Origin of the sequence: Vibrio coralliilyticus, from assembly GCF_024449095.1 — a bacterium.
Lineage (GTDB): Bacteria > Pseudomonadota > Gammaproteobacteria > Enterobacterales > Vibrionaceae > Vibrio > Vibrio coralliilyticus_A.
Genome location: NZ_CP024628.1, coordinates 602,027 through 628,067, shown reverse-complemented (window position 1 = coordinate 628,067; position 26,041 = coordinate 602,027). Strand labels below are relative to the sequence as shown.

General features: G+C 43.9%; 25 protein-coding genes. 10 read left to right on the top strand and 15 right to left on the bottom strand.

The features are described from left to right. Nucleotides 1-38 precede the first annotated feature (38 nt). Nucleotides 39-1,442 carry an FAD-dependent oxidoreductase gene (locus CTT30_RS18420; RefSeq protein WP_252037411.1) on the bottom strand — a complete coding sequence of 468 codons (1,404 nt, stop codon included), beginning with the start codon at nucleotides 1,440-1,442 and terminating at the stop codon, nucleotides 39-41. Between the two features lie 150 nt (nucleotides 1,443-1,592). After that, complete coding sequence (locus CTT30_RS18415) at nucleotides 1,593-2,717, bottom strand: M14 family metallopeptidase (protein ID WP_252037410.1); 1,125 nt, start codon at nucleotides 2,715-2,717, stop codon at nucleotides 1,593-1,595. A gap of 279 nt (nucleotides 2,718-2,996) precedes the next feature. Here CTT30_RS18415 and CTT30_RS18410 point away from each other — a divergent pair, with 279 nt between their 5' ends. Continuing rightward, nucleotides 2,997-4,472 (top strand): peptide MFS transporter, encoded by a 1,476-nt coding sequence (locus tag CTT30_RS18410; RefSeq protein ID WP_252037409.1) that lies wholly within the window; start codon nucleotides 2,997-2,999, stop codon nucleotides 4,470-4,472. Nucleotides 4,473-4,603: 131 nt separating this feature from the next. Here the strand turns inward: CTT30_RS18410 and CTT30_RS18405 are convergent, their stop codons facing one another. The 5 genes from CTT30_RS18405 to CTT30_RS18385 form a co-directional block, all read right to left on the bottom strand. Further along, nucleotides 4,604-5,506, bottom strand: coding sequence for an EamA family transporter (locus CTT30_RS18405; RefSeq protein ID WP_252037594.1), 903 nt, complete (start codon nucleotides 5,504-5,506; stop codon nucleotides 4,604-4,606). Between the two features lie 58 nt (nucleotides 5,507-5,564). Further along, on the bottom strand, nucleotides 5,565-6,269 hold the full coding sequence (phnR, locus tag CTT30_RS18400) for a phosphonate utilization transcriptional regulator PhnR (protein WP_252037408.1): 705 nt from the start codon (nucleotides 6,267-6,269) through the stop codon (nucleotides 5,565-5,567). A 9-nt stretch (nucleotides 6,270-6,278) separates the two neighbouring features. Beyond that, nucleotides 6,279-7,991, bottom strand: a complete 1,713-nt coding sequence (locus CTT30_RS18395) for a putative 2-aminoethylphosphonate ABC transporter permease subunit (RefSeq protein WP_370689728.1) — start codon at nucleotides 7,989-7,991, stop codon at nucleotides 6,279-6,281. 25 nt (nucleotides 7,992-8,016) lie between these two features. Further along, complete coding sequence (locus tag CTT30_RS18390) at nucleotides 8,017-9,129, bottom strand: putative 2-aminoethylphosphonate ABC transporter ATP-binding protein (RefSeq protein WP_239836223.1); 1,113 nt, start codon at nucleotides 9,127-9,129, stop codon at nucleotides 8,017-8,019. 257 nt (nucleotides 9,130-9,386) lie between these two features. Further along, nucleotides 9,387-10,397, bottom strand: coding sequence for a putative 2-aminoethylphosphonate ABC transporter substrate-binding protein (locus tag CTT30_RS18385; protein ID WP_239836222.1), 1,011 nt, complete (start codon nucleotides 10,395-10,397; stop codon nucleotides 9,387-9,389). Nucleotides 10,398-10,690: 293 nt separating this feature from the next. Between CTT30_RS18385 and phnW the strand changes: the two genes are divergently transcribed. From phnW to phnX, 3 genes are read left to right on the top strand one after another with little or no spacing between them, the layout of a single operon-like run. Further along, on the top strand, nucleotides 10,691-11,806 hold the full coding sequence (gene phnW, locus CTT30_RS18380) for a 2-aminoethylphosphonate--pyruvate transaminase (RefSeq protein WP_252037406.1): 1,116 nt from the start codon (nucleotides 10,691-10,693) through the stop codon (nucleotides 11,804-11,806). Between the two features lie 4 nt (nucleotides 11,807-11,810). After that, complete coding sequence (locus tag CTT30_RS18375; protein WP_252037405.1) at nucleotides 11,811-13,184, top strand: aspartate aminotransferase family protein; 1,374 nt, start codon at nucleotides 11,811-11,813, stop codon at nucleotides 13,182-13,184. Nucleotides 13,185-13,200: 16 nt separating this feature from the next. After that, complete coding sequence (gene phnX / locus CTT30_RS18370) at nucleotides 13,201-14,016, top strand: phosphonoacetaldehyde hydrolase (protein WP_239864227.1); 816 nt, start codon at nucleotides 13,201-13,203, stop codon at nucleotides 14,014-14,016. A 55-nt stretch (nucleotides 14,017-14,071) separates the two neighbouring features. Here phnX and CTT30_RS18365 read toward each other — a convergent pair whose 3' ends face one another. Further along, complete coding sequence (locus tag CTT30_RS18365; protein ID WP_252037404.1) at nucleotides 14,072-14,674, bottom strand: DUF1294 domain-containing protein; 603 nt, start codon at nucleotides 14,672-14,674, stop codon at nucleotides 14,072-14,074. A gap of 233 nt (nucleotides 14,675-14,907) precedes the next feature. Between CTT30_RS18365 and CTT30_RS18360 the strand changes: the two genes are divergently transcribed. Together CTT30_RS18360 and CTT30_RS18355 are read left to right on the top strand one after the other, a co-directional pair. After that, nucleotides 14,908-15,228 carry an ABM domain-containing protein gene (locus tag CTT30_RS18360; protein WP_239864230.1) on the top strand — a complete coding sequence of 107 codons (321 nt, stop codon included), beginning with the start codon at nucleotides 14,908-14,910 and terminating at the stop codon, nucleotides 15,226-15,228. 65 nt (nucleotides 15,229-15,293) lie between these two features. Beyond that, nucleotides 15,294-15,980 (top strand): helix-turn-helix transcriptional regulator, encoded by a 687-nt coding sequence (locus tag CTT30_RS18355; protein ID WP_252037403.1) that lies wholly within the window; start codon nucleotides 15,294-15,296, stop codon nucleotides 15,978-15,980. Here the strand turns inward: CTT30_RS18355 and CTT30_RS18350 are convergent. Both CTT30_RS18350 and yjjG read right to left on the bottom strand, forming a co-directional pair. Next, nucleotides 15,977-16,195 carry a cold shock domain-containing protein gene (locus tag CTT30_RS18350; protein ID WP_252037402.1) on the bottom strand — a complete coding sequence of 73 codons (219 nt, stop codon included), beginning with the start codon at nucleotides 16,193-16,195 and terminating at the stop codon, nucleotides 15,977-15,979. The two genes, CTT30_RS18355 and CTT30_RS18350, sit on opposite strands and share 4 nt — an antisense overlap. A gap of 61 nt (nucleotides 16,196-16,256) precedes the next feature. Continuing rightward, on the bottom strand, nucleotides 16,257-16,931 hold the full coding sequence (yjjG, locus tag CTT30_RS18345) for a pyrimidine 5'-nucleotidase (protein WP_252037401.1): 675 nt from the start codon (nucleotides 16,929-16,931) through the stop codon (nucleotides 16,257-16,259). A gap of 95 nt (nucleotides 16,932-17,026) precedes the next feature. On the opposite strand from yjjG, the gene CTT30_RS18340 reads away from it, so the two are divergent. From CTT30_RS18340 to yiaY, 4 genes are all read left to right on the top strand, one after another. Continuing rightward, nucleotides 17,027-17,935: a LysR family transcriptional regulator gene (locus tag CTT30_RS18340; protein WP_239865374.1), complete on the top strand. Its 909-nt coding sequence runs from the start codon at nucleotides 17,027-17,029 to the stop codon at nucleotides 17,933-17,935. Nucleotides 17,936-18,089: 154 nt separating this feature from the next. After that, nucleotides 18,090-18,245 carry a hypothetical protein gene (locus tag CTT30_RS18335; protein WP_252037400.1) on the top strand — a complete coding sequence of 52 codons (156 nt, stop codon included), beginning with the start codon at nucleotides 18,090-18,092 and terminating at the stop codon, nucleotides 18,243-18,245. A 53-nt stretch (nucleotides 18,246-18,298) separates the two neighbouring features. Then, nucleotides 18,299-18,949 (top strand): isoprenoid biosynthesis glyoxalase ElbB, encoded by a 651-nt coding sequence (gene elbB, locus CTT30_RS18330; protein ID WP_252037399.1) that lies wholly within the window; start codon nucleotides 18,299-18,301, stop codon nucleotides 18,947-18,949. A gap of 298 nt (nucleotides 18,950-19,247) precedes the next feature. Next, nucleotides 19,248-20,396 carry an L-threonine dehydrogenase gene (yiaY, locus tag CTT30_RS18325; RefSeq protein ID WP_239836212.1) on the top strand — a complete coding sequence of 383 codons (1,149 nt, stop codon included), beginning with the start codon at nucleotides 19,248-19,250 and terminating at the stop codon, nucleotides 20,394-20,396. A gap of 59 nt (nucleotides 20,397-20,455) precedes the next feature. Here yiaY and CTT30_RS18320 read toward each other — a convergent pair whose 3' ends face one another. The 5 genes from CTT30_RS18320 to secF form a co-directional block, all read right to left on the bottom strand. Then, nucleotides 20,456-20,605 (bottom strand): hypothetical protein, encoded by a 150-nt coding sequence (locus CTT30_RS18320; RefSeq protein WP_239874734.1) that lies wholly within the window; start codon nucleotides 20,603-20,605, stop codon nucleotides 20,456-20,458. A gap of 119 nt (nucleotides 20,606-20,724) precedes the next feature. Next, complete coding sequence (locus CTT30_RS18315) at nucleotides 20,725-21,552, bottom strand: hypothetical protein (RefSeq protein WP_252037398.1); 828 nt, start codon at nucleotides 21,550-21,552, stop codon at nucleotides 20,725-20,727. Nucleotides 21,553-21,572: 20 nt separating this feature from the next. Continuing rightward, entirely contained in the window at nucleotides 21,573-23,780 is a 2,208-nt protein-coding gene (locus CTT30_RS18310; protein WP_252037397.1) for a metallophosphoesterase, read from the bottom strand. Between the two features lie 449 nt (nucleotides 23,781-24,229). Beyond that, nucleotides 24,230-25,015, bottom strand: coding sequence for a phosphotransferase family protein (locus CTT30_RS18305; RefSeq protein ID WP_252037396.1), 786 nt, complete (start codon nucleotides 25,013-25,015; stop codon nucleotides 24,230-24,232). A gap of 122 nt (nucleotides 25,016-25,137) precedes the next feature. Continuing rightward, nucleotides 25,138-26,040: a protein translocase subunit SecF gene (gene secF / locus CTT30_RS18300; RefSeq protein WP_239836209.1), complete on the bottom strand. Its 903-nt coding sequence runs from the start codon at nucleotides 26,038-26,040 to the stop codon at nucleotides 25,138-25,140. Between the last annotated feature and the right edge of the window lies 1 nt (nucleotide 26,041).

Here is a 26,041-nt window from a genome sequence, read left to right as displayed (position 1 = left end):
TAAAGCGACAAGCATGGCAATTCTGTGTGACAGAGATATTACTTCACCTTGTCTGCTTTACCGGCGGCACCAGCAAGCTTTGATAGCCATTTATCCCAAAAAATTGGTGATTGCTCGTTATCTTCCGCTTCTTCTTTTCGTCTCACTGCATTTCTGACTAACATTGCACCTATCCAACGAATAGGTTCCGAAGGGAACAGACCAAGTGGTCCTTGCGCTAAACCACTTCGTGTCCAATCATTGTTTTCTCCAAGTACAAGCGAAGATAAAATTTTTCCTCCTATCCGAGTTTGAGCAACACCGTTACCGGAATAGCCAAAACCGTAGAAGATGTTTGCTTGACCTTCTAATCGACCAAAGAAAGGTAAACCTGTCACAGACCGATCAGATCCCCCCGTCCAGTTATACGCGAACTTAACCCCTTTGAACTGAGGAAATAACCGAGCGAATGATCGTGCCAATAAAGGCAAATATCGAGTTGGTTGATTGAACATCTTATCCACTTGATTGGCATAAGAAAAACGATTCCCCCCCTTGCCTAGCATCAACCTCCCTTCTTGGGTATCACGATAGTAATGGACGAAAATACGTGAATCGACCACCGCAGCCCCTCTGTCAATTCCACATTCATTAAGTTGCGATTCGATAGGGTCCGTAATGACCATGTCAGAGGAAACCACGACAATACTGCGTTTCAACTGTTTAAAGTGCTTAACCATCCAAGCATTAAGCCCTAATACCACTTTATCTGCTGTGATAGTCCCATTAGGCGTCTCTATCAGGGCTGGATGACCAAAATTAAGTACTTTCATGGGTGTATTTTCAAAGACTTGGACCCCCATTTCTATCGCGACTCGCCTTAGCCCCCTTACCAATAAAGCTGGTTGCACACTGCCAGCAGCAGGTGAATAGAAGCCTTCCAAGTGTCGATGTGAGCCCGCTAATCTCGCAATATCTTCAGGACAACATGACTGCCAGCTATTGATATTTAATCGGCTCAACTCTTCCACTATGGGACTCATCGAGTCTTTTTGAGCAGTATTGGTTGCCGTGTAGTAAGCACCATGACGACGAAGCTCGGCATCAATATGATGTTGATGGCAAAACGCTTCAATCTCATATATCGCTGCTTCGGATTCTTTGACTAACCTTTTAGCTTCATCCTCCCCAAACAACCGCTTCATCGTTGGGAATTTCGTTGACCAAGTCAACATACAGCCACCATTCGCGCCTGAAGCTCCACTACCGCACAGACCTTTATCAATCACTGCAATAGATAATTTAGGCTGCTGCTCTTTAAGGATGATGGCCGTCCAAAGGCCTGTATAACCACCACCAACAATAGCAACATCCACTTGAATATCATCCATTAAGGTAGTGGTATTCAGCGGCTGTTCTCGCTCCAAAGCTTGCTTAAACCAAAATGAGGGATGTTGTGACATGATTGAATACCTGTTGTTTTCGATATTCAAAATGTAATCGGATCCGTTTGATGTACATAGCGAGGATATCTGACGCTTAGCGTCAACATAACTAACGCAATGAAAAAAGCGCAGACTATTCTGCGCTTCTTGTACTTGAGCTCACTCTGGTTATATTTTATCTGACACCGCCAGAATAGCGGACAAGGTGTCCTCACCGAATTTCACACTTCTTTCCGGCGACCAGCCATAAAGTGGATCTGGATAATCATTGTTGTCCTTAAACGGCATTTCAACAGTGTAAGACAAGCACTTAAATTGCTCCGCTACCCAGTTAGAGCCGACTGTTAGATTAGCCTTGCCTGGTTCATCTTTGTCATAACCAAACTCATCTTGGAACTCAGGTGTCACTGTGTGTAGCGCCTGTTTAAATGCAACTTCCAGTGAAGCCAGTCGCTCGTCATAAGAAGGGATGCCCTCTGAACCAGCAACAAAGTTGTAAGGAATAGCTTCATCACCGTGTATATCAAGGAACATATCCACGCCAATTTCAAGCATCTTATCTCTTACAAGAAGGACTTCAGGGCTCTTCTCCATACTTGGAGATTGCCATTCACGATTCAGGTTTACACCCACCGCATTGCAGCGTAAATGCCCGCGAATACTACCATCAGGGTTCATATTTGGCACAACGTACAGCACCGCTTTTTCCAGCAAAGCACGCGCTGCCGTATCTTCGTCATCAATAAGGCGTTGGATCATACCCTCCATAAACCATTCAGCCATGGTTTCACCCGGGTGCTGTCTCGCAATCACCCATATCTTTTTCTTACCATCACTAGGCTCACCAAAAGTCAGCAAACTCATATCATTACCATCAAGAGTATGACCTAATGTTTCTAAGTTGCAGTGATGGGCACTTTGGGCAGCATGCAGTAAATCTTGATGGCGATCGTAGCTATAAGGTGCAAAGTAGGCAAAATAGACAGATCCGTGCTCCGGAATCAGCGTAAAGCTCAGCGTATCACCATCAAATTCTGCTGGAATACGAAACCACTCTTCTCGGTCATACGACGCAACAACATCATAGTCTTTCCAACCTTCTGGATAAGCGGAGTTTTTCAGGTCAACAATCTGAATCGAGTGTGACTGCTCTGCTTCGGTTTCCAAACGAAAATGGAACCACTGATAAAACTCAGACTGATTATCATTAGGAATCTTAAGCTGAATTGCGTCTTTATTATCCGCGTTGACGACTTCAATACTACCACTTTCGAAATTGCTGAAGATCTTCATTGAGTTACTTTCCTTATCAATAAAAACAACTTTATAAACAGGCTAACACAAAGGTTAGTACGCAAAAATGAAATTGCAGACTCCTGACAAAAGGCTTGCAAATCGTGCTTATCCAGCGCAAACGTTTTAGATCAATTTCATTATAAAAAGTTATGCGAAATTTAGAAAAAATCGTGCATGGATTATGTTTTCTGCGATAATTGTTTCAATTTATAACAAACCAAAAATGATATAATTATCAGACATTAATTCTATATCACACAATTATGCGAGACTATTATGTGGAACAAACTCAATAAATCAATGATGTTCTGCCAAGCAATGTTTGGCTTATCATTCTACGGTGTGATGGTTATCTTGACCCGATTCTTCTTAGAAGATCTAGGGTACAGTGAAGCCGACACCATGATGGTTGTCGGGGCTTTCTCTTCTATTGGCCCACTTTTCGCCATTGCGGGTGGGTTCATAGCGGATAAATTCCTCGGCGCCTATCGTTCGTTGACCATTGCTTACGGTACATTCGCAATAGGATACACCTTACTCGTTTTAGGTGCTTCCACCACGAATGTTCCGATGAGCTTAATCGGTATTGCCTTGGCTAGCTATGCCCGTGGGTTGATGTCTCCTTCTTATCCCAGTCTTTACAAGCGCACTTTTTCAACAGAAGAAGACTTCGAAAACGGCTACCCAGTCAACTATTCTGTTAACAATGTAGGCGCTCTGCTCGGTCAATATCTATTCCCTATGTTTGTGTTAGCGATAGGTTTCCACGGTAGCTTTATGCTCTCAGCAGTAATGGCTGGCTTTGCTTTTATCATCTTAGTTATCTTCAACAAACAATTAGTTGGCGTGGGTGCCGATATTGACCAGACCCCTGTCAGCATAAAAAATTGGCTCTCTTTCTTTGCGTTATCTGCCTCGATGGTTGGCTTGGTGTTTTTCATGTTCTCGAACATGGCTATCGGTAAAAACATCGTTTACGCCATTGGCGCAGCCGCGATTCTGTACTTCATTACTCTCATGATTAAGTCTGGCAAGTCGGACGCACTGAAAATGGGCACGATTCTGATCATGACAGTGCTGACAACCTGTTTCTTTGTTTACTATGGCCAGATGATGACATCGATGACGATGGTCACCATCAATACGATGCGTGGTGATTTGTTCAATATCATCCCTATTGCCCCTGAAGCCTCAATGGCAATGAACCCGCTTTGGTGTATCGTCGCAGGCCCGGTGATTGCCATGGCATTCTCTTCACTCGAGAAAAAAGGGATTAACTTCTCTACCGCGACAAAGATTGGTTTTGCCTTTATCTTCACTGCTATTGCCTTTGGTATCTTAACGATGGCGGTAATGAATATCGGTGAAGACGTAGTGATCCGCCCTGAAATCTTCCTGGCAATTCACTTCTTCCAAGCGTTTGCAGAAGTCATCGTCGGTAGCTTAGTCGTTGCCTTTATTCTATCGGTGGCTCCTAAACATATTGAAGGCTTCTCGGTGTCTTTGTTTTCCGTCGCAATGGCACTGAGTGGAATTGTTGGTGCGGTTTTCTCTACTTCTATAGCGCTCGAAAAAGGCCAAGAACTGACCCAAGAGATTGTTCAAACGGTTTACGGTGATTACTTCCAACTGCTGACTGTATTAGCTGTCTTAATGGTCGTCATCGCACTAGTCTCTTCATTCATTATTCGCAAGATGCTCGATGCGGCGCATGCTGACGAGCAACCCACAATGGTGGAAGTGGAAAGCTAATAATCCAGAAATACATATAAAAAGCCCCAGCGAGGAAATCATTGGGGCTTTTACTCGCTGCAGGCTAGAGGTTTAGCTCTCATCGATTTTCGTCGTAAAGAGAATAATACAAAGCATGTTGATTAGCGCAATTAGGCTACCGTCAAAACCAATCCAACTAAAATCAATATTGTTCCTATCAGTCGGGTCATTAAGAATTTTTCTGATAGCCAAATGATCCCAAAAACCATACCGAACACAATACTCAGTTGACGCAAGGCAACAACATAACTGACGTTTTCTGTCATTGTCATGGCATATAGCACTAACCCATAAGTTGTTGACATCATTGTGCCAGCTAATGCTGAAGGCTTTTTAATCGCCCAGGCCTGTTTAAAATCGTCACCCTTTCGTGCAATAAGCAAATAGAGGGTGATGCAAAGCGCAATAGACCAAAACTGTATACCAAGATAGAAAATAGCAGAACTTCTGTCACTAACCACGTTTTGAAATGTACTGGCTAAAAGCAGCAAGGCTTCTTTATCAAGAATGGAATAACCTGTGGTTCCAAAAGCGGCAATCAATGCCCATAGAACCCCCACGTTGAGATAATCTCTAATATTGAACTGACTAAATGACTCTAAAGGCACAAATAAACAGCCAAGAGTGATCAACGTAAAGCCAATCCAGCTGTTGATGCTCAGCTCATAGCCCAATACAACGGTTACTAATCCAACCATCAAAACAGGCAGTGCTCGTGCGATAGGATAAATCACGCCGATATCCGCCTGCTTGTAAGCAAAACCAAGTCCCAGCAGATAAATCATCTGCGCAATACCGCTGACAATCAGGATTAGCCAAAACGTCGTCGGAAAGAAAGTCATATCAACTTGGTTAAGATACCAAATCACATAAGGAGTCAGTAGTATTGCGGCGGCTGAACTACTGGCGAGAAAAAATGCGGGCCCTGAAGCCTTGTTGCTTTTACTAAGCAGATTCCAACCAGCGTGAAGGAAAGCGGAGATCACGACCAGTGTGATGGCCCAAAGTGACATAGAAAATCCTTGTGAAAAAAGGCTTCCTGTCGGAAGCCCATCCATAGTAAAGAGCAGGTTAACGGTTTAGCTCAGCAAGGGATTCAATACTGATAGCATCATGACGCCAGTATTCAATGTCACAATCAATAAGCTCTCCATGCTGGTTATAGTTAATACGCTCAACCACCATTGCAGGCGTACCTGAGGTCGCTCTCAATGCTTGTGCGGTATCGCCAAGCAAACTGCTGGTACTGATTCGGTATCTGATCTTTTGATACACCATGCCAAAGTGATCACGATAAATATCCGTGAGTGACTGAGACAAGTCAAAATCGAGTAGGTTCGGAAAACATTCAGGGCGAATGTAGTTAGTCACAAACACGACTGGGCGACCTTCTAAGTAACGCACTCTATCTACCTTGTATACATCGGAAAAAGGCTGAAGCCCAAGTAAACTCGCTGCCTGCTTATTAGCCAAAATGCCTTTGGCGGCAACCAGCTCCGTCAGAGGTGTTCGCTTCTGTGATAAGGCCATATTAGTAAAGTTCAGTGTTTGCGTCGGATCGTATCTAAGTGGCTCTGGAGATATAAACCAACCTCGACGATCTTCTCGGTAAATACGACCTTCTGATTCCAGTAGTGACAGCGCCTCGCGTAAAGTCACACGGGTTGTATCAAAGGATTCTGCTAACTTGCGCTCTGCGGGTAATTTTTGTCTAGGTGACAAAAGACCTGATTCTATTTGTTCAACAATGGAATCTTTAATTTTTACGTACTGCACTCGTTGTCCTTACCTTCTGCGCCACGCTTGCGTTCTATTTTCCAACCATTTCCCTAACGTCATGTGCACCAATTTTGCCACAGCAGCAGAAATCATAATCATGACTGCCATCGCAGCAGCTGCGCCTGTTTGCCCAGCATCATCCATATTTAGTACAGATACTGAAGCAGGAATGGTTTCAGTTGAATAAATGAATACTACCGCAGAAGTGGTCGTTAATGCATTAATAAACAGATAGGTAGCGATATCTAACGTTGCAGGAACACACACTGGCAAAGTCACTTTGAAGAACAATTTGTACTGAGGCAGCTTCACCGAGGCCGCCGTGGCTTCAATCTCTGCAGGGATTTGCTTTAGTGCCGTCAAGGCAGTCATATGCCCGACCGTGTAGTAATGCACAACCGTATTAATCACCAAAAATGCCATCGTACCGTAAAGAAAACTCAGAGGATTGTTGGAGTCATTAAAATAGAAGATGTAACCCAAGCCGAGCACCATACCAGGAACCGCCATAGGTACCACACTTAACATTTGCATTGCCTGCCGAATAGGTGCAAACGCTCGACCTTTTTCGATGCAGTAAGCTCCGACAAAAATCAGTGCAGTACCAATAATCGCAGCCCATGTAGCCAAAGACAATGAGTTAAAATAAGGTTGCCATCCGTAAGTACTCATCTCGGCAAAATTATAGTTATTTAACGTCAATGCTTTATTCCATGGCCAGAAGGTAACTAATGATCCATACACCGCCATACCAAGCACGGCAAGCACAGCTAATGAAATGACTGAGCAATAAACAAAACAAGCGCCATCGCGCAGAGTGTTTGGCTCCGGCTGATAAGGCACAGAGCGAGTATCAAACAAACTCTTTTGCTTCTTCTGTACCCAACGGTCAGCAACAAACGCTAATAAAGCAGGGATTAACAACAAGATGCTGGTCACCGCCCCCATCGAAAAGTTCTGCTGTCCTACCACTTGCTTAAAAATATCAGTCGCAAGGACGTTGTAACTCCCTCCAATGACTTTCGGCACACCGAAATCGCAAACCACCAAAGTAAATACAACGATAAGCGTGCTTATCAAACCATATTTGGCAGCAGGTAATGTCACCACAAAAAAGGTTTTCAGTGGCGATGTTTTAAGCGCCCGCGCGGCTTCATAAAGACGCGCGTCAGACGTTCTGAGTGAGGTGGTTAATATCATCAGCGCATGAGGAAACGTCCAGAAGATCAAGCCTAGAGAGATACCAATCAAACCATAAACCGAGTGCCCACCGAGGATTTCTTTGGCAATACCTTGATTACCAAACAAGAAGATCAAACTAATTGCAGGTAATAACGACGGAGCAAGAATCGGCGCCGCCCCCAACACATGAAACATGGCTTTAAATGGCATACAGGAGCGTGTCAACGCATAGGCATAGCCAAATGCCAATATCCCGACAACGCCAGTCACCAGAATGCCGACTGTGAACGTATTACCCAAAGACTGCCACAAACTTGCTTGGGAAAAATAATTAGCAAAATTGGCTAAACCAACAAACTCCCCTTCCGCACCTTGAACGCTTTTTTCCAGCATTGCCCACAAGGGCATGACGATAAAAAGCACCAATAGTGTGAAAAGAAAAGCAAGTAAACCAAATAAGACGACATTGTCGCGGCTTACTCGTTTTAACAGGCCAGCGGGCCGAGCTTTAAGGGCATTCATCGTCGGGCTATTCATTGTGTTACTTTCCATTAATCTATCCCTAAGCCGCAATCGCTTTATCACCCGTAGGGCTCATCACTGGGTAGGCTCTTGCCCCATGCTCAGCAAATTGAATGTAGCGAATATCACCAATTCGAAGTTTCATGTTTTGCGCTTGCTCCCCAGACACATCAATAAAGATGGGCTGTGCATGTTTGTCATGCTGCAACTCACACTCATATCGCCAGAAAGCCCCTAGAAATTCATAGGTACGAATACGCACCGGCAACGCATTTTTAACCTCATCAGAGAAGCGAATATTCTCTGGACGGATAGCTAAATCAAAGTGATCACCACGAACCAAATCACGATTTTCCAATATCGGCGCTTCAATCAATGACTCTGCAATTCTAAGCTGGCTGTCAGTTGCAACGGAAGCGTTGATAAAGTTCATGCTACCAACAAACTCCGCGACAAATCTGGTGGCTGGCTGTTGATAGATCTCTTGTGGCGTTCCAACTTGTTCAATAACACCATGATTCATAACAACAATACGATCAGCCATGGTTAGCGCCTCATCCTGATCATGGGTCACCATAATCGTGGTAATTCCCAGCTTACGTTGGAGCTTGCAAATCTCATCGCGAAGGTGCACTCGAACCTTAGCATCCAAAGCTGATAAAGGTTCATCAAGAAGCAGCAATCCTGGAGATAAAGCCAATGCACGAGCAAGCGCAACACGCTGCTGCTGTCCTCCAGAAAGTTGGTTTGGGTACTTTTGTCCTGATGTTGCTAGCCCTATCATATCAAGCCAGCAATCCACTTTTTCTAAGGCTTCCTGATTCGTCATCCCCTGATTCTTCAAACCAATGGCAATATTTTCTTGGACGGTTAAATTGGGGAATAAGGCATAGGATTGGAAAACGATACCAAAGTCGCGCTTCTCTGGGGGGAGAAAAGTCGTCTCCTCACCATGTTGAGATATGGAGCCAGAAGTCGGTAAATCGAGACCAGCAATGGCTCTTAGTAAGGTCGTTTTTCCACAACCGGATGGCCCAAGGAAACAAACAAACTCACCTTTTTCAATGGATAGCGAAATTTGTTTTAGTGCTGTGAACTGTCCGAATTGCTTCACAACATTTTCAATCTGTAGATAAGGTTGGTTAGTTGGCATAACACACACTCCAAATGGTATATACCAACTGTAAATATGGTTTATTTCAGGCACATTACAAATTTATAGAGCAAAGATGACAAAAAAATGAATAAGAGATTCATATATCCAACACCGCTAGTGCTATTGGATACCAGCCTCTTGTGTAACTTTTTATCTGCTCACGCCAATATTGATAAAAATACCTTTAGCTGATTAGAAAACAAAAGGGAGAACCTAAGTTCTCCCTATGGATTAACCAAATTGTGTATCACTAATTACGATTTTGGCTCAGACTTTGCGTCAAATTTCGCAGACCAAGTAGCCAAGATATCAGCTCGCTTGCTACCCATTTGCGCAAAATCCATCTCCGCCATATTTTCTTGTACATTCGGGAAGTTGGACACTGTTGCTTTCACTTCTTTATGACCAACCACTGGGTACATTTCTACGTACAGTTCATTAGCACTCTTAGAAATGGACCAGTCAACCACACGTTTCGCTGCGTCAGACTCTTTTACCAAACCAACCGCTTCTGATTCCCAACCAATACCTTTAGGCGTAATCACCGCAAGTGGCGCACCTTGAGTTTTCAGCTTAGCGCCACGACTTGCCATTGAGATACCAATCGCCACTTCTCCCATACCTGCTTGAACACAAGGTTTAGAGCCTGAATGCGTGTAATGAGCAATATTTTTATCCAGTGCTTTCATGTAATTCCAGCCCTGGTCCTCACCCATGCTTTGAAGCCACGCTGACACCTGCATATATCCAGTACCAGATGACGCTGGGTTTGGCATTGCAATATGGCCTTTGTAAACCGGATCCGTCAGATCTTCCCATGACGATGGTTTAGGTAGGTTCAACTGTTTTGCCACAGCTTCATTGAAACAAACTGCATTGAAATATGCGTCATTACCGAACCAAGCTTGATTCGACTGAGGGTCGTTGAGGTTGGCATGTAGAGACTCAGCACCTTTTGGTGTATATGGCTTAAGCAAGCCTTGCTCTTTCAGCAATGCCATTGAAGAGCCCGCAAGGCCCCATACGACTTCCGCCCGCGGGTTGTTTTTTTCAGCAAGGAGTTTTGCTGTCATTATACCCGTAGAGTCACGGACCCACTTAATTGTGATGTCTGGGTTTTCTTTTTCAAATGCCGATTTATATTTTGCAAGAATGTCAGTTTCAAAAGCGGTATAAACCGTCACTTCCTCAGCGGCCATCACATTAGTCGCTAGAACAGAGACAAGCGCAGCCAGCGATCCTTTCATCAAACGGTTCTTCATCATTTTCTCCAGTTAAGACTCTATCGTTTGAGACCAATTCACTTCCCTTTGGGCAAAATACATTGGTCTGTACCAGTTAATGACATACACCCTAAATTGGCTTTGTGACGATTCTATGAATAAAAAATGGCACTTTTTATAAACCTGTTCAAAAAATTCTCCTTCATCACGGACCTAATATTTTCGATATGAAAGTTTTATGAATTTCAGTTTTTGTCTATTTACTCATCGTTTCCTCGCTTGCTAGAGTAAGCTTAAATTCTGGTGTATACCAAAAAAACAAAATGGATATTAGGATGAATAACGAATACCTACTGCTTACTCCTGGACCTCTATCAACTTCTGCTACTGTTCGTCAAGCCATGCTCAAAGACTGGTGTACTTGGGATAATGATTACAACAGAGATATCGTCGAAGTGATTCGAGCGCAACTGGTGAAGTTAGCCACTCATCACAGCGGCTATACAAGCGTATTGATGCAAGGCAGTGGCACGGCGTCTGTCGAAGCAACAATAGGCAGCGTTATTAGCAAAAAAGGCAAGTTGCTGGTCATCGATAATGGAGCATATGGTGCTCGAATCGCACAAATCGCACAATATTTGGACATCCATTGCCATGTCGTTTCCCCTGGCGAAACATCACAGCCAAACTTGAACGAGGTGGAAACGGCATTGGCAACGGATCCCGATATCACACACGTTGCTGTCGTTCATTGTGAAACGACAACCGGCATGCTTAACCCAATTCAACCCCTGACTAAACTCGCGAAACAATATGGCAAAGTCGTCATCCTAGATGCAATGTCGAGTTTCGGGGGTATCCCAATGGATATTGGTGACATGGGTATCGACTTCATGATCAGCTCAGCCAATAAATGCATTCAAGGCGTACCTGGTTTTGGCTTTGTCATCGCTAAGAAGGAAGAGTTGGAAAAATGTCAGGGTCGTGCACGTTCTCTTAGCTTAGACCTCTATGACCAGTGGCACTGCATGGAAAAGAATCACGGTAAATGGCGTTTCACGTCACCAACTCATACTGTGCGTGCTTTCTACCAAGCTCTACTAGAGCTGGAACAAGAAGGTGGGATCGAAGCGAGGCACCTGCGCTACCACACCAATCAGACCACGCTGGTCGCTGGTATGCGCTCTCTTGGTTTTGAGCCTTTGCTCAACGACGAGCTTCACTCGCCAATCATTACTTCCTTCTACTCACCCACCCACGAAGATTATCAGTTTAAGACCTTTTATGAACGTCTTAAAGAACAAGGGTTTGTGATCTATCCAGGTAAAGTATCGGATGCAGATTGTTTCCGAATTGGCAACATCGGCGAAGTCTACCCACAAGACATTGAACGCCTGATTGGGGCGATAAAAAACGCCATGTACTGGCAAGAAACAGCAACGGTAGCTTAATGCCATGAGTCAATCAGTCAAACCCACTCACTTTCGTAGCGAAGGGGACGTGAACACCACCTCTGCACGACAAGCTTGGAGCGCTTCTTTGAAAGATGAGCAAACGCAAAGCTTACTTCAACGCGATAGTGATGTGTTCGTGCATCAGGCAATGTCGACCCCTTGTTTAGACGCGCTTGAAAGTGCTGAAGGCATTTATCTGCAAGACGCATCGGGCAAGAAATACATGGATTTCCATGGTAACAATGTCCACCAGTTAGGTTACGGCCACCCTCATATCATTAAAAAAGTCACGGAGCAAATAGCAAGCTTGCCATTTTCTCCTCGTCGATTCACCAATGAAACGGCCATCAAATGTGCAGAAAAGCTCACTCAAATCTGTGGCGGAGAGCTAAATCGAGTGCTCTTTGCCCCCGGTGGCACTTCGGCCATAGGAATGGCACTCAAATTAGCTCGCCATGTCACGGGAAACTTCAAGGTGGTATCACTTTGGGACTCGTTTCATGGAGCCTCGCTTGATGCCATTTCCGTTGGAGGCGAAGCTTGCTTCCGAGAAGGTATGGGGCCTTTAATGGCTGGTGTAGAACGCATTCCACCTGCTGTTTCTTATCGGGGGGCATTTCCCAATACCTCTGATGATGTTCACTACGCCGATTATCTAGAGTATGTCATCGAGAAAGAAGGCGGTATTGGTGCATTTATTGCCGAGGCAGTACGAAACACCGATGTTCAAGTCCCGAGCAAAGCCTATTGGAAACGTGTACGTGAGATTTGTGACAAACACAATGTCATGTTGATCATCGACGATATTCCTAACGGTATGGGGCGTAGCGGTGAATGGTTTACTTATCAAGCTTACGATATAGAACCGGACATTTTATGTATTGGTAAAGGCTTTGGCGGAGGCCTGGTTCCAATTGCAGCTATGGTCACCAAAGACAAATACAACACCGCTGAGCAGATCTCTATGGGTCATTACACCCATGAGAAGAGTCCAATAGGTTGCGCCGCCGCTCTCGCGACCATGGAAGCTATTGAGCAAGAAGGTTTGCTGGAAAAAGTAAAAGACGATAGCAAATTTGTACGTAAAAAATTGCTGGAAATGAAAGAGAAATACCCAGTAATTGGAGACATTCGTGGCATTGGCCTGCTCTGGGGAATAGAGCTCGTTACCGATAAACAAACAAAACAGCGAGCGTACGATGAAGCAGAGTCAGTACTTTACCAATGCCTCAACAATGGGCTGAGCTTTAAAGTCTCCCAAGGTAATGTGATTCAGTTGAGTCCTCCACTGATCATTTCACGCCAACAACTGACCGAAGCACTAGCGATCTTTGAAGAAGCAATCGCTAATGTGTGTAATGAATACAACTATTGATAACAAGGTATCAATTATGACTAATTCACCAATCCAAGCCGTTATCTTTGACTGGGCTGGGACCATAGTAGATTTTGGTTCATTTGCTCCAACCAGTATTTTCGTTGAAGCCTTCAAACAAGGTTTCGATTTCGACATAAACCTTGCAGAAGCCCGAGAGCCGATGGGACTGGGTAAATGGGATCACATCCAAGCGGTAGGCCAGCTGCCATCTGTCGATAAACGCTGGAACGAACAATTTGGTCGTTCAATGAACAGTGACGATATTGACCGTATTTACGCAGCCTTTATGCCGCTGCAAAAAGCCAAAGTGGCCGACCACGCAGAACCAATTCTCAATGCCATTGAAGTGGTCGATAATCTAAAAGCTCAAGGTATCAAAATTGGATCCTGTTCAGGTTATCCTCGTGAAGTCATGGATGTGCTTATTCCTGTCGCAGCCGACTATGGCTACAAACCAGACTATGTCGTAGCAACGGATGACCTTCCTCAAGGTGGTCGCCCTGCCCCCTACATGGCACTAAAAAATGTTATCGAACTCAGTGTGACGGATGTTAAGGCATGCATCAAAGTTGATGACGCTGCCCCAGGAATTGACGAAGGGCACAATGCGGGTATGTGGACTGTTGGACTGCTACTATCCGGTAATGAAGCCGGGTTAACTTTCGAAGAATATCAATCTGCAGATGAAGATACGTTGAATCAAGCACGTGAGAAGGCCAAAGCAAAACTCATCAAAAGCGCCCCTCATTACCTCATCGATACGATTTCTGAGCTACCAGACGTGATTAAAGATGTCGAGCGCCGATTAGCAGCCGGAGAGCGCCCATAAACGGTGACAGCTACAGCGAGTATCAGCCAGCTACCACAAAGTAGCTGGCTGCTTTTTAAAACAAAAGCATCACTTGCAACTGAGACAAAAACTCTAAGGTTGTCATCATTCCCTCTTCTGTTAGCGTCCAGCAAAACAGAGTAAAGTTTGCTAGTAGTGTCACCCAAAATAGACTTTTAAAGCCTATATCACTGTATTTATGATGCAGAACAGACTGAGCCAACAACGCTCCGGGCCAGCCACCAAAAACATTGATGATATGAAAAGTGACCGATGGTACTCGCCAACCACCAGTATGAAGCGCATGTTTATCTAGTGCGTACACCATATATGCAATGGTACTTAGCGTAATGTAGAGAACAAAAGAAAGCGGTGGATAATCAAGCAGAAAAACACTCGCCACAAGAGTGCTGAAAAACCAAATGGCTATTGAAAGCGTAAAATTTAAGACTACCTGACGCTCTATATTAACAGCACGTATCCCTCCATGCGCATCCTTAGCTAAGCGAAATTGCACTCGTTCACTGATGCGAGGAGGATGACCATACGCTTCCAAATCAAATAGATGGAACTTAATCTGTGCTTCCTGATCATCAACCGAAATATATCCGTAGCCTTTACTATCATGCCACTCACTAATGGTGCCTTGAATAGCCATAATGATCCCTCACTTCCTTGAACGTCCTACTCAAGGATACCTAGCCCAACCAGTCTATTATTTATTTGCACTGCTACGAATAGTTTAGCCCATAAACAACAAGTTGCTTAATAACATTATAATAATGCTTCAAGTAACCCCAGTTTGGACTCAACATCATTACTGACAGTTTCTGACACTCCACTGCCATACACTCACTTTGAACTTAAAACAAAGTCAAAAGGAGTAACACAATGGAAAACGTTATTGAAATGGTTAGCTTTAAACTATTATCAGGTACAACACCGGATGAATTGGTAGAAGCAGCCAATCAAAGCCAGAAGTTCGTCGCCAATTTAAAAGGCTTTCAATATCGTTCCTTGAGCCATAACGAGGAGAACAACACATGGACAGATGTCGTGTATTGGGACTCAATGGAAGATGCTAAAGCCGCTGGTGAGCAGTTTGTTAACTGTGCTGACTGTCAACCTCTAATGGCACTGATTGACTCCGAATCGGTGAACATGCAACATCAGATTCTCCGAATGAGCGATCTAGCAGCTAAGTACCAGTAATATTGATTTAACGCCTCGCTAAGGAGAACATTTCGATGTTCTCCTTTTAATCAACAAGGAAAGAAATGAGTAAATCGGAAAGATTGTTTGAGCTACTAACCTTGCTGCGTTCAAAGCGCTATGCGGTGACAGCAGCAGAGTTAGCTCAGTCAATGGAAGTCAGTGAACGAACCATTTATCGTGACATTCAGTCGCTGATGAACTCCGGTGTCCCGATTCAGGGGGAAGCTGGTGTGGGCTATGTCCTACAAGCTGGTTCGCATTTACCTCCCTTAATGTTTTCTGAACGGGAAATGATGGCTCTCGAGCTAGGTATGAGGATGGTACGCGCTTGGTCCGACAGCGAACTCGCTGATGCTTCCACAACAGCGTCTACAAAAATTCTTTCCGTATTACCAGACAAACGAAAGCAACAAGTTGAAAGTTTCCCCATTCTAGTCCCAGATTTTTACACGCAAACAGAGTCTGCCCGACATGGACAAATGCTGCGCCATGCGATTGATGTAAAACTGAAAATAGATATTGATTACACCGCAGAAAGTGGCGCTAGAACGCAACGAAGGCTGCAACCACTTGGACAAATGTTCTGGGGAAAAGTGTGGACGCTGGTCGCGTGGTGTGAACTCAGAAATGCCTATCGACATTTCCGGTTAGATAGAATAGAAACACTGAGCATATTGGATCAACAGTTTGAAACTACAGCAGATAAATGCCTAGAGCATTACATCACGATATATGCTCCGAAGGACTAATCGACAGTTAAAAATGTCGGACAGATGTTGGTTGCCATTTTGCATCCATTCATGTCACACAACACATCAAACTCCACATGTTCAGTCACAAAAGGAGGTCCTTCATCACGGCTCATATCTCCAATATGAAAGAAAATGTGCTGAGTGGGTGAATTTTGTGACGATATCAAACCATAGCCATGTTTTGCATTCCATTTTACGATGACTCCTAACATGCGCTAACCCTCATTCATAATCTTGAAGATTGTACTGACAGGTATCGCAATAAGATCACCTTCAAGCCAATAATATTTCTTTCAATTCAAATAAAGAACTGACGGTGTGATTCGGGACAATGCCTTCCACGTCATCCAGTTTGGCACAATTCAACCAACAGGTTTCAATACCAAAGTTGATACCGCCTAAAATATCGGAATGTGGATTATCGCCCACCATCAGGATTTTACTTTTACATGGGCTGCCCATTTTCTCCAACGCATGAGTGAAAATACCCACATCTGGTTTAGCAATACCTACTTCTTCTGAAATGATCACATGCTCAAAATAATTGGTCATTCCGGTACGCTCTAAGCGGATCGCCTGTAGCTCAGTAAAACCATTAGTGATAATCCCCAGCTTCGCTTTTCCCTGTAACGCGTCCATTAGCTCTTTTGCCCCCGGCAGCAAGGTACAAATATCTGCCATTGCATCAAGAAACGCGCTGTTTAGCTCTGAGGTCGTCGTTTCAAGCTTTGCTGCCCACTCTTCAAAACGAGTGTGCTTCAATTCATGGGCGGAGATGGCACCGTTCTGATAATCAACCCACAGTGGCTTGTTCACTTTTTGGTAGTGGTTGTAGTCATCCTGTGTAAACTCAACCCCTTTACGAGAGAACATCAACTGCATCCCTTGAAAGGCATCGAAGTGGAACAGGGTTTCGTCAGCATCAAATAAGATCCAATCGTACTTCATTTTTCTCTCCTCAAAATTCGCTGCCAGTGTAGATTGTTTTCCTTAAGATGATAATCTACCAATCAAGAAACTTATTGTTTACTATTACTCAACCAATGCAAGCATACTCGTCCATACCTATTTTTGTTGCCGTCGTAGAGAGCGGAAGCTTCTCAACAGCGGCAGAGAAGCTCCATATAACAAAATCAGCCGTCAGCAAGCGAATTAACCAGCTAGAAGATGAACTGGGGATTCGATTGTTGAACCGCACGACTCGAAAGCTCAGCCTCACGGAAGCCGGACAACGCTACTATGATTACGTAGCTCAATCACTTAGCTTGGCCCAACAAGGGATTGATGCTGTAACAGAACTGCAAGGAAAGCCAACTGGGAAGCTAAAGATCACTGCTCCAATGTCTTTTGGTGTTCTGCATATTGCCCCTCTAGTGGCTGAGTTTTTGAATCTATATCCTGATCTAGAAATTGACTTGCAGCTTGAAGATCAGATGGTTGATCTCGTCCAAGGTGGTTTTGACCTGGGAATCAGAATCGGTCACTTACCTCTTTCCAACTTAGTTGCGAAAAGACTCGCAACATGTCGCAGCATCTTATGTGCCTCTCAGCAGTATCTCGATGCATTTGGAGAGCCCGAAAAACCCAGCGATCTTAGTCATCATAATTGTTTACGCTACGCCTATTTTCGTGGTGGAAGTGAATGGACATTTGAAAGTGCTGCAGGATCTTTCAGTGTGGTACCAAAAGGAAAATTAGTCGTCAATAACAGCGAAGCCATTCGACGCGCTTTACTTGAAGGGCTTGGCATCGGCCAACTGCCGACTTTCATTGTCGCTAAAGATATTGCCGCAGGTAACCTCAAACCTGTACTGTCAAACTATGACCTACCTATTCATGCCGTATATGCCGTATTCCCAGAAAGAAAACATCTACCACTGAAAGTTCGAGCTTTTGTTGACTTTATCGCCGAAAAATTTGGCTCCGATATCCCCTACTGGGACTCGATTTAAACAAGTGAACGTCATCACCATAAAAACGTGACTGTGTCCTCACTACCAAACTATCGGACAATTTCGAGGTCAATTTCATGATGTAAGACAAAAGTTAATCAACTTATCAAGACCACAATTAGACCAATCCCAACGCGATGAATCTAGAGGTTTTATGAAACGATTTTTCCCCTCGAGTGTGATGCTCACTCCTTTTGTCGTCAAATATTATTCTGAGCCAGAACAAGATGATAGTGACATTGATACTGATGATGACTCGAACGCCGTGTCTCAAACTGATGAGAAAGAATGCGACTCACTTCCGGTCTAAAGTATTTATTTTCATCTACCCTATGCAACGTCAGTTTGATAAGGAAATAAGTAATGAAGAAAATCGCAGTTATCCTCAGTGGCTCAGGTGTATTTGATGGCGCAGAAATTCATGAATCAGTTCTCGCCTTGCACGCGATTGAAAAGCAAGGAGCCAGTTGGCACTGCTTCGCTCCAGATATTGATCAGCTCCATGTGATTAATCACATCACCGGAGAAGAGATGCCGGAAAATCGAAATGTCTTGATCGAAGCGGCTCGTATCGCACGCGGTAATATTGAAGATGTGGCGAAACTAAATGCTGAGGAATTTGACGCACTCGTTCTGCCTGGTGGTTTTGGTGCCGCAAAAAACCTGACGGACTTTGCTATTAATGGCGCAGAATGCAGTATCAATACACATGTCGCTTCAGCGTGTCGAGCTTTCGCCCAAGCAAGAAAACCAGCCGGCTATCTGTGCATTGCACCAGCCATCATTCCGATGATTTACGGCAATGGCGTCAAGGGTACAATCGGCAATGATGAAGCCACTGCTTCTGCATTCAGTGCATTGGGAGGTGAACATATCAATTGTGAGGTGGGCGACATCGTCTTCGACGAAGAGCACAAAGTACTTTCAACACCTGCATATATGTTAGCGGGCAGTATTTCTCAGGCAGCCAGCGGCATCGATAGACTAGTGAGAAAACTAGTAGAAATTGCTTAATTTCCCGATTCGACACCACAGCTCTCTGCTCAATCAGAGGGCTATTTTTTCATTTTCACACAAAACCATCGCTGAACAACATTACGACGATCACGGTTCCTGTTGAATAAACGGTTGCGGTAACCCACTAATATTTAACATTATTATCAGGCAAACTCGGCCTCTCTGACCAAGCTCACAAATCTAGAGCATATATACCACTTTTGGGTAGGCAAATTGTTTGAGATCAAAATTACAAGGCCTCTGTATGTGCCAATCTATTTGTAGTTTTTATTCTAAATATATTCGGAGCAAGTCGATGACAAGTGCATTTTTTATCCCTACTGTAAACTTAATGGGTGCTGGCTGTTTAAAGGATGCAGCAGACAGTGTGCAGTCTCAGGGCTTCAAAAAAGGTCTTATCGTTACAGACAAGATTCTTAACCAAATCGGTGTAGTAAAGCAGGTTCAAGATCTGCTAACAGAACGCGACGTCCAAACTGTAGTGTTTGACGGCACTCAACCTAATCCAACAATAGGAAACGTAAACGACGGCCTGGCTCTACTCGCCGACAACGAATGTGATTTTGTTATTTCTCTAGGCGGCGGGTCTCCACATGATTGCGCAAAAGGAATTGCGCTTGTCGCTTCAAACGGTGGCAAGATCGGCGATTACGAAGGCGTTGATCAATCAGCCAAACCCATGTTACCTCTGATTGCAATCAACACCACTGCTGGAACGGCATCTGAAATGACCCGATTCTGCATCATTACTGATGAAGAACGCCACATTAAGATGGCTATTGTTGACAAGCACACCACTCCGCTAATTTCAGTCAATGATCCAGAACTGATGCTAGCAAAACCTGCATCATTGACAGCGGCAACAGGTATGGATGCCCTTACACACGCTATTGAAGCGTATGTTTCTATCGCTGCAACTCCTATCACCGACGCCGTCGCCATCAAAGCTATTGAGCTTATTCAGGCTCATCTGCGCACCGCTGTCGAAAACGGTGAAGATATCGAAGCTCGCGAACAAATGGCTTACGCGCAATTTATGGCCGGTATGGCGTTCAATAACGCTTCTCTGGGTTATGTCCACGCTATGGCTCATCAGCTGGGCGGCTTCTATGATCTACCACACGGGGTGTGTAACGCCATTCTGCTTCCACATGTACAACGATACAACGCGCAGGTGTGCCCTGAACGTTTACGTGATGTTGCGAAAGCGATGGGAGTAGATATTGAAGGTATGACAGCGGAGCAAGGCGCAGAAGCAGCAATCGATGCCATAGTGACACTGGCGAAAGATGTGGGCATTCCTGCGGGCATCAAAGAACTAGGTGCGAAATCAGAAGACATTCCGACACTCGCAGATAACGCACTGAAAGATGCGTGTGGCTTTACCAACCCGAAACAAGCAACTCACGAGGAAATTTCTTCCATCTTCGAAGCCGCTATGTAATTCCGTTTTTCTTTTCCTAACTCAAGCCTCTTTCGGGAGGCTTTTTTCATAGCAGCAATCTAGTAAGAACGAGTGATCAAGCCTAGTATCGAAGCATCGGTTTCGCCAAAATATAACGTCACTGACTTGGTTTTACCTTGAGCAAAGCTGCCGTCTTGCTCAATTTTAGTAGGGGTTAACGTACTTTCATTAATGAGTGAGGATTTCATTGAGAAGTTTACAAGGTGGGCTTCGCCCTAGACGCATTGTTCCAGGAATTCAGAAATGAAAATGCCAGTAACCTTAGTTACTGACATTGTGCTCAATCAATTAATACAAGTGGTTTAGTTTACTGTGATGAAGCGCTATCAGTCACAACAAAAGGCTCAAACTGATGCACGTTGATCAATTCATTCACACCTGCCATCTTAACCTCAGTGATCGTTAACTCTGCTGATTGTTCTGCACCTTGTGGAAGTTTCAAGCTGATCGAGCCTAATTTAAGCTCTCCTTCTTCTGTCACACCATGGAAGAGCTCACCAGGGGTATCACTTTTGGCGTAGAGCAATACGTACCCTTCATTCTCACCAGTCCAAACGATACCATTCTGGCTACCTTCGCTATCTAAAGGTTCAAACTTCCCGACCCCATCTACGTATGAGCCAGCTTCATCTATAGTCCCTTCAACGTTGAAAGCAATTTTAGCATTGAGTAGACCACTATGATTAGGCATGGTAAACGCGAACGTAGCAAAACTGTCTACATTCCCTGATGTATCTGCTGATGTTGTTATACCTTCAGAGGCAATGGCAAAGACTTGCTCAGTGAGCCCTTCAACCACCAGTGTTGATTCAGCTGTGTGGCCATTGTCACTACTCGCTACAACTTTTGCTGTACCGTAATCCAGCGCCTTTAACTTGATAGAAGACCCGTCTTGACTTACTGAAGAAATCTCTAAGATTGACTCATTACTTACCGACCAAGTGATTGGCCCTTCTTCGCCCGTGTTAACTGCTGAAATATCGTACGTCATGTTTTTCTCAGCATCCCATAACTCTTCAACATTTAAAGAAAGGTTTCCTTGTGACGCATCATCTGATGAACCAAGGTTACAGCCAACTAAACTCAAACAAACGGTGACTAGTGCGGCTTTGAACAAAGTGTTGTTATTTAGCATATTCATATTCTCGTATTGTGTTACTTATGCATATCGAGCTTGTTGTAAACAGACATAAAGTCTTTCATATCAATAACCTGAGCACCGCTATCATTAGGTATATCAACGAGATTGGCATTCCCTGCGTTCCAACGAATATGGTGCCAATATGGATCGCTAGGTGCGTTTGTGGAATGCATATAACGCTGTACCATTGCCAAATCAGCTAAGTTAATTTTAGTGTCACTAATAAATTCACCGGCTGTCGGATCGCCCGCAATATCCCCTTCAGGGTAGACTGCTTTAAACGCGATACGATCTTTAGTCATCATTGCATGTGTCGCAGTTTGCCCAGAGCCAGTGACGTCTAAACGGGTGATTTCAAATTCCGTGTAAGCGTCATCTTTACTTGCTTTACCTGTTGAAACTTCTGCATTAGTTGCAAACTTAACATTCACTACCTGCTCTGTTTCGCCTGTACCTGAAGAACAACCACCTTTCATGACACACTCTAGTACTACGGTCACCTCGACTTGAGCACCAGGCATAGGCTCTCCACTTTCATCGAACAGAGGTTCATACGTATACTGGGCCCCATCTTGGTCTACAACCTTGAAGCCTCCCTTGCCTTCGATAATCCCAGTATCGATATACACGCTATCGGTCACTTCAACCTTATCGTCTTCGATGGTCTGGGTATGCATGGTAAATTTAAGTTCGATTTGTTCAATGTCATCCAACGCTGACATATCAACTCCAAACTCGACCATTTCCCCTTCTTCAGCAAACGCAACATTGTCTTCATTAACAATATCCAACGCGTATACATTGTTCACCGCTTCCGTCACTTCTACAGTAATGGGGTTAGACCACTGTTCAGCAGATCGCACACGGATCTCGGTTTCACCCGGAGCAATGGCGGTCAAAACGGCTTTACGTGTGGTGGAGTCAACATCAAGCTTTGCTACGCTGTCATCGGCAACGATCCATTCCAAGTCTTTTTGATTGTTGATCTCAACTTCCGGTGATGCCTTAGCATAAATGGTTTCATAAGTGCCCGCTGGGAGTGACGTTTCTGTCTTGGTCAGCCACTCATTACCGCCATAATTGTCTGGATCGTCGTACTCTATTCTTATGTCGATCTTCTCAATGGTTTGAGGGGCTTCTTGGGCGAATCTAGTGCTAAAGTTAATGTAATCATCATAGTGATTCCATTTATCAGTGAAGTAACCTTCAGTGCCAACGGTATAGTCCCCATCCCCCTCTAGCTCATCAATATGCGGTGAATATGAACGGTGGGAAATCTTGTTGTTGTCAAAATCAATATCAAGAATTCTCAGGTAACCTTTACCACTCTTTTCACCACAGTTTTCTGGGTACACATCACTACAAGTTTCGTCGTCTTCATAAAGATTTTGATAATCGACAAGCACCTGATTTACCGGCAATCCATTGTCGTTAGTACGAACAATGTTATAAGCGCCGTTAGTTGGCGCAGGAGAAGAGTGACCATTGATCGTCAAAAAGATTTGATCTTCTTTGCTAATAAACTCGTCCCACATTTGAATCGGGTCATGAGTCAAAAAGCCTGAAAATACATTGTTAGTAAAGCCAATGTCTCCGTTTTCCCCTACCAGTCGATGGGTAACAAGAATCGTAGGGACATTCGGATGATCATCCAATACCTTACGTCCCCAGTCCAAATCTTCATCCGTCGGATCAATCACCATGTTGAGCACGATTATTTCCTGCTCATTTAACTGATATTTGAACGCTGTAGAAAGACCGTTTGGGGAACTTGCGATAAAGTTTGGCATATTCTCAAAGCGTTCAGGTCCATAATGTTTAAGATAATTCACTGCATTGACCAGCTCCCATGATGATGCCGATTTATCTACATCATGGTTACCTAACGTTGTGCTGTACGGGATATTTGCGTCATCAAGTATCGCCATTGCACCATTAGCATGATCCCATTCCCAGTCGTTTTGACCTTTTTGGACAATATCCCCCACATGGATGACAAACTGAATATTTTCATTATCAACATTCTCTGCGAGCCAGCGGGTTTGCTTCTCGTAAATTTCTGGGTAATTAAATGTCAAATATTGTGTATCAGGTAATATCGCTATTTTGATATTCTCGCCAAGATCGATACTTCCATCATCTCCCGTGGCAAAGGCTGTTTGCACAGACAAGCCTAAAAGAGATAAGACCAGCCCCTGCTTAGCCGTGTTTCTTGCGCCCATTATTTACATTACTCCTAGTTTTTATGGTATTTCCATTGAGGCGCTAGGTTATAAAATGACTTTATTACATTTTTAAAAAGGTAACATTTCAGTCGTATTTCATTTTTATTTAAAACCTTAAACTCGATCAACACAACAATCAAGCTATTGATAATAAAGTAAAAATAAAAAAGCACAACTAAATAAAGAACGAGCTATAATAATAAATAATCACATAAAAAATAGATAATTAACAAAGACAAATAACCAATAGTAATGATTTCAATTAAGATATAAAAAGCCAAAAGAAACATAACTCACTTAAATTAAACTGCATTTACAATAATTTGACTATTAATTATTTATAAGTAGCCATCACTATAGTTAACTTTAAGGAATATAATATATTTACATTATGATAGAAGAATGGATATCAAAGAAAAATATAAGATAGAATACCTTTTCAGCATTTAAATTAAAGCCTCAATATTGGTAATCCATCTTGGTAAATGTAGGTTGAACCAGTCGATATACTTGCAGAGTTGGGGCTTTTTACGCTTATAAAGAAGGTTGGTTACTTCAATGACCAGCCATGCTTTCGCAATAATAAGCTGTTTCAGCAACGCTTCTCGCGACATAGGCTGATGCACACTCAGATATGTATCAACAATACGTAACATATCGCTTTTATCCCCTAGCCCTTTAACCAAAGGTGCTAAGTCAATTGCTGGGCTACCCGTGCTAAAGCGTTCCCAATCGAATAATACCCATTCACCGTTTTCTCTTCTGCCCCAATTGCCGTCATTGGTATCACCAGACAGTAGAGTGGGGTTTTCAAATATCACGTCACTCTGTGAGTGTAACTTACCAAGAAATTTTTCATGCTCCGCAGTAAGAGAGAGCATAGCCAGCGATGTCTCCATCGCATTATCACTCCAACAGTGCGACTTAAGTTGCCAATCAGGACAGACTGGCGTTTGATGTATAGCGGCTATCTGCTTAAATGGTTCACTCGCATTAACCAACTCTTCCAGCGTTACCGAATGAGGCACATATTCGATGACAATCGAGTCCTCGTCGGCGGTGATAAGACGTGGTGACTTAACACCTTGTTGACTTAGAACCTCAGCGGCGCTTAGGTAGAAGCTTCTCTCAATAGCGTTTACCCCTTGTTTTCGAATGTATTGTTGTCCTTGCTTTTCAATCAAATGCACCTTAGCTGCGCCCATTTGCGCCATTTCTTGCTCTGTTTTCATGCATCCTCCACCATAGCCAATCTCAGTCAACACCATAAGCTAGCGGAGTTTTGGTGTGAAGAGAACAAAAAAAATGCCCTATAACTTGGTTACAGGGCATAAGCTAAGGTTATGATGCGGAGTTATGGCGCAGAGTCAACTTCAACAGGTAAGTAATGCTTAGGCTCCAGCTTTAGCCACTCCGGCAATACCGTCCCTATCGATATCGAAGACCAAGTACCAGAAAGAATGCCGATAAACATTGCAATCGCAAACCCTTCAAGCGCATTGCCCCCCATGATCCATAGTGCTGATACTGTGAGTAGCGTGGTGCCGGACGTAACCATGGTTCTGGAGAATGTTGCAATAACTGCTTGATCGTTTATCTCATCAGTAGGTGTAGTCTGTTTGGCCACTAGCAGTTCACGAATGCGGTCTGCAATAATGATAGAATCATTTAACGAGTAACCTAATATTGCCAGAATAGCGGCGAATACAGTTAAATTGAACTCCATCTGAGTAGCAGCAAAGAAACCCAGTACCAAGACTACATCATGAATAAGGGCCAGCAATGAGCCACTTGCCAATCGCCACTCAAAACGGAAGCACAGATAGCCCAGAATGCACATCATCGAGATCAGCAACGCCAATCCACCTTGGTCAACCAAATCCTGTCCGACCTGAGACCCTACCATGCTGTTACTCACTATATTCACTTGATGTGATAACCCAGACAATACTGATGGAATATCAGGTGTGCTTTCCCCTTCATCTGGGATTGGGTAACGAATTATCCAACGCCCCTCTTGATCAGAATGCGTCACAGACGTGAACTCTCCCAGCGAAGGCTGTAGAGCTTCGAGCAAATCGCTGTTGTTCAGGGTTTTATCTACCTGAACTTCTGTCACCATACCACCAGTGAAGTCTAGGCCCATATTTAAGCCTTTTACACCGAAGGCAATCAGTGAGATGGCCATCAATCCAACCGAAACAAAACTTGTGATATATCGGATTCGACGGATATTTTGTTTTAGATACTCAACCATA

What these genes read in the sequence shown, in the direction of transcription:
- CTT30_RS18420 (WP_252037411.1), bottom strand. Translation starts at nt 1,442, where the DNA reads ATGTCACAACATCCCTCATTTTGGTTTAAGCAAGCTTTGGAGCGAGAA.
- CTT30_RS18415 (WP_252037410.1), bottom strand. Translation starts at nt 2,717, where the DNA reads ATGAAGATCTTCAGCAATTTCGAAAGTGGTAGTATTGAAGTCGTCAAC.
- CTT30_RS18410 (WP_252037409.1), top strand. Translation starts at nt 2,997, where the DNA reads ATGTGGAACAAACTCAATAAATCAATGATGTTCTGCCAAGCAATGTTT.
- CTT30_RS18405 (WP_252037594.1), bottom strand. Translation starts at nt 5,506, where the DNA reads ATGTCACTTTGGGCCATCACACTGGTCGTGATCTCCGCTTTCCTTCAC.
- CTT30_RS18395 (WP_370689728.1), bottom strand. Translation starts at nt 7,991, where the DNA reads ATGAATAGCCCGACGATGAATGCCCTTAAAGCTCGGCCCGCTGGCCTG.
- CTT30_RS18390 (WP_239836223.1), bottom strand. Translation starts at nt 9,129, where the DNA reads ATGCCAACTAACCAACCTTATCTACAGATTGAAAATGTTGTGAAGCAA.
- CTT30_RS18385 (WP_239836222.1), bottom strand. Translation starts at nt 10,397, where the DNA reads ATGATGAAGAACCGTTTGATGAAAGGATCGCTGGCTGCGCTTGTCTCT.
- phnW (WP_252037406.1), top strand. Translation starts at nt 10,691, where the DNA reads ATGAATAACGAATACCTACTGCTTACTCCTGGACCTCTATCAACTTCT.
- CTT30_RS18375 (WP_252037405.1), top strand. Translation starts at nt 11,811, where the DNA reads ATGAGTCAATCAGTCAAACCCACTCACTTTCGTAGCGAAGGGGACGTG.
- phnX (WP_239864227.1), top strand. Translation starts at nt 13,201, where the DNA reads ATGACTAATTCACCAATCCAAGCCGTTATCTTTGACTGGGCTGGGACC.
- CTT30_RS18365 (WP_252037404.1), bottom strand. Translation starts at nt 14,674, where the DNA reads ATGGCTATTCAAGGCACCATTAGTGAGTGGCATGATAGTAAAGGCTAC.
- CTT30_RS18360 (WP_239864230.1), top strand. Translation starts at nt 14,908, where the DNA reads ATGGAAAACGTTATTGAAATGGTTAGCTTTAAACTATTATCAGGTACA.
- CTT30_RS18355 (WP_252037403.1), top strand. Translation starts at nt 15,294, where the DNA reads ATGAGTAAATCGGAAAGATTGTTTGAGCTACTAACCTTGCTGCGTTCA.
- CTT30_RS18350 (WP_252037402.1), bottom strand. Translation starts at nt 16,195, where the DNA reads ATGTTAGGAGTCATCGTAAAATGGAATGCAAAACATGGCTATGGTTTG.
- yjjG (WP_252037401.1), bottom strand. Translation starts at nt 16,931, where the DNA reads ATGAAGTACGATTGGATCTTATTTGATGCTGACGAAACCCTGTTCCAC.
- CTT30_RS18340 (WP_239865374.1), top strand. Translation starts at nt 17,027, where the DNA reads ATGCAAGCATACTCGTCCATACCTATTTTTGTTGCCGTCGTAGAGAGC.
- CTT30_RS18335 (WP_252037400.1), top strand. Translation starts at nt 18,090, where the DNA reads ATGAAACGATTTTTCCCCTCGAGTGTGATGCTCACTCCTTTTGTCGTC.
- elbB (WP_252037399.1), top strand. Translation starts at nt 18,299, where the DNA reads ATGAAGAAAATCGCAGTTATCCTCAGTGGCTCAGGTGTATTTGATGGC.
- yiaY (WP_239836212.1), top strand. Translation starts at nt 19,248, where the DNA reads ATGACAAGTGCATTTTTTATCCCTACTGTAAACTTAATGGGTGCTGGC.
- CTT30_RS18320 (WP_239874734.1), bottom strand. Translation starts at nt 20,605, where the DNA reads ATGAAATCCTCACTCATTAATGAAAGTACGTTAACCCCTACTAAAATT.
- CTT30_RS18315 (WP_252037398.1), bottom strand. Translation starts at nt 21,552, where the DNA reads ATGCTAAATAACAACACTTTGTTCAAAGCCGCACTAGTCACCGTTTGT.
- CTT30_RS18310 (WP_252037397.1), bottom strand. Translation starts at nt 23,780, where the DNA reads ATGGGCGCAAGAAACACGGCTAAGCAGGGGCTGGTCTTATCTCTTTTA.
- CTT30_RS18305 (WP_252037396.1), bottom strand. Translation starts at nt 25,015, where the DNA reads ATGAAAACAGAGCAAGAAATGGCGCAAATGGGCGCAGCTAAGGTGCAT.
- secF (WP_239836209.1), bottom strand. Translation starts at nt 26,040, where the DNA reads ATGGTTGAGTATCTAAAACAAAATATCCGTCGAATCCGATATATCACA.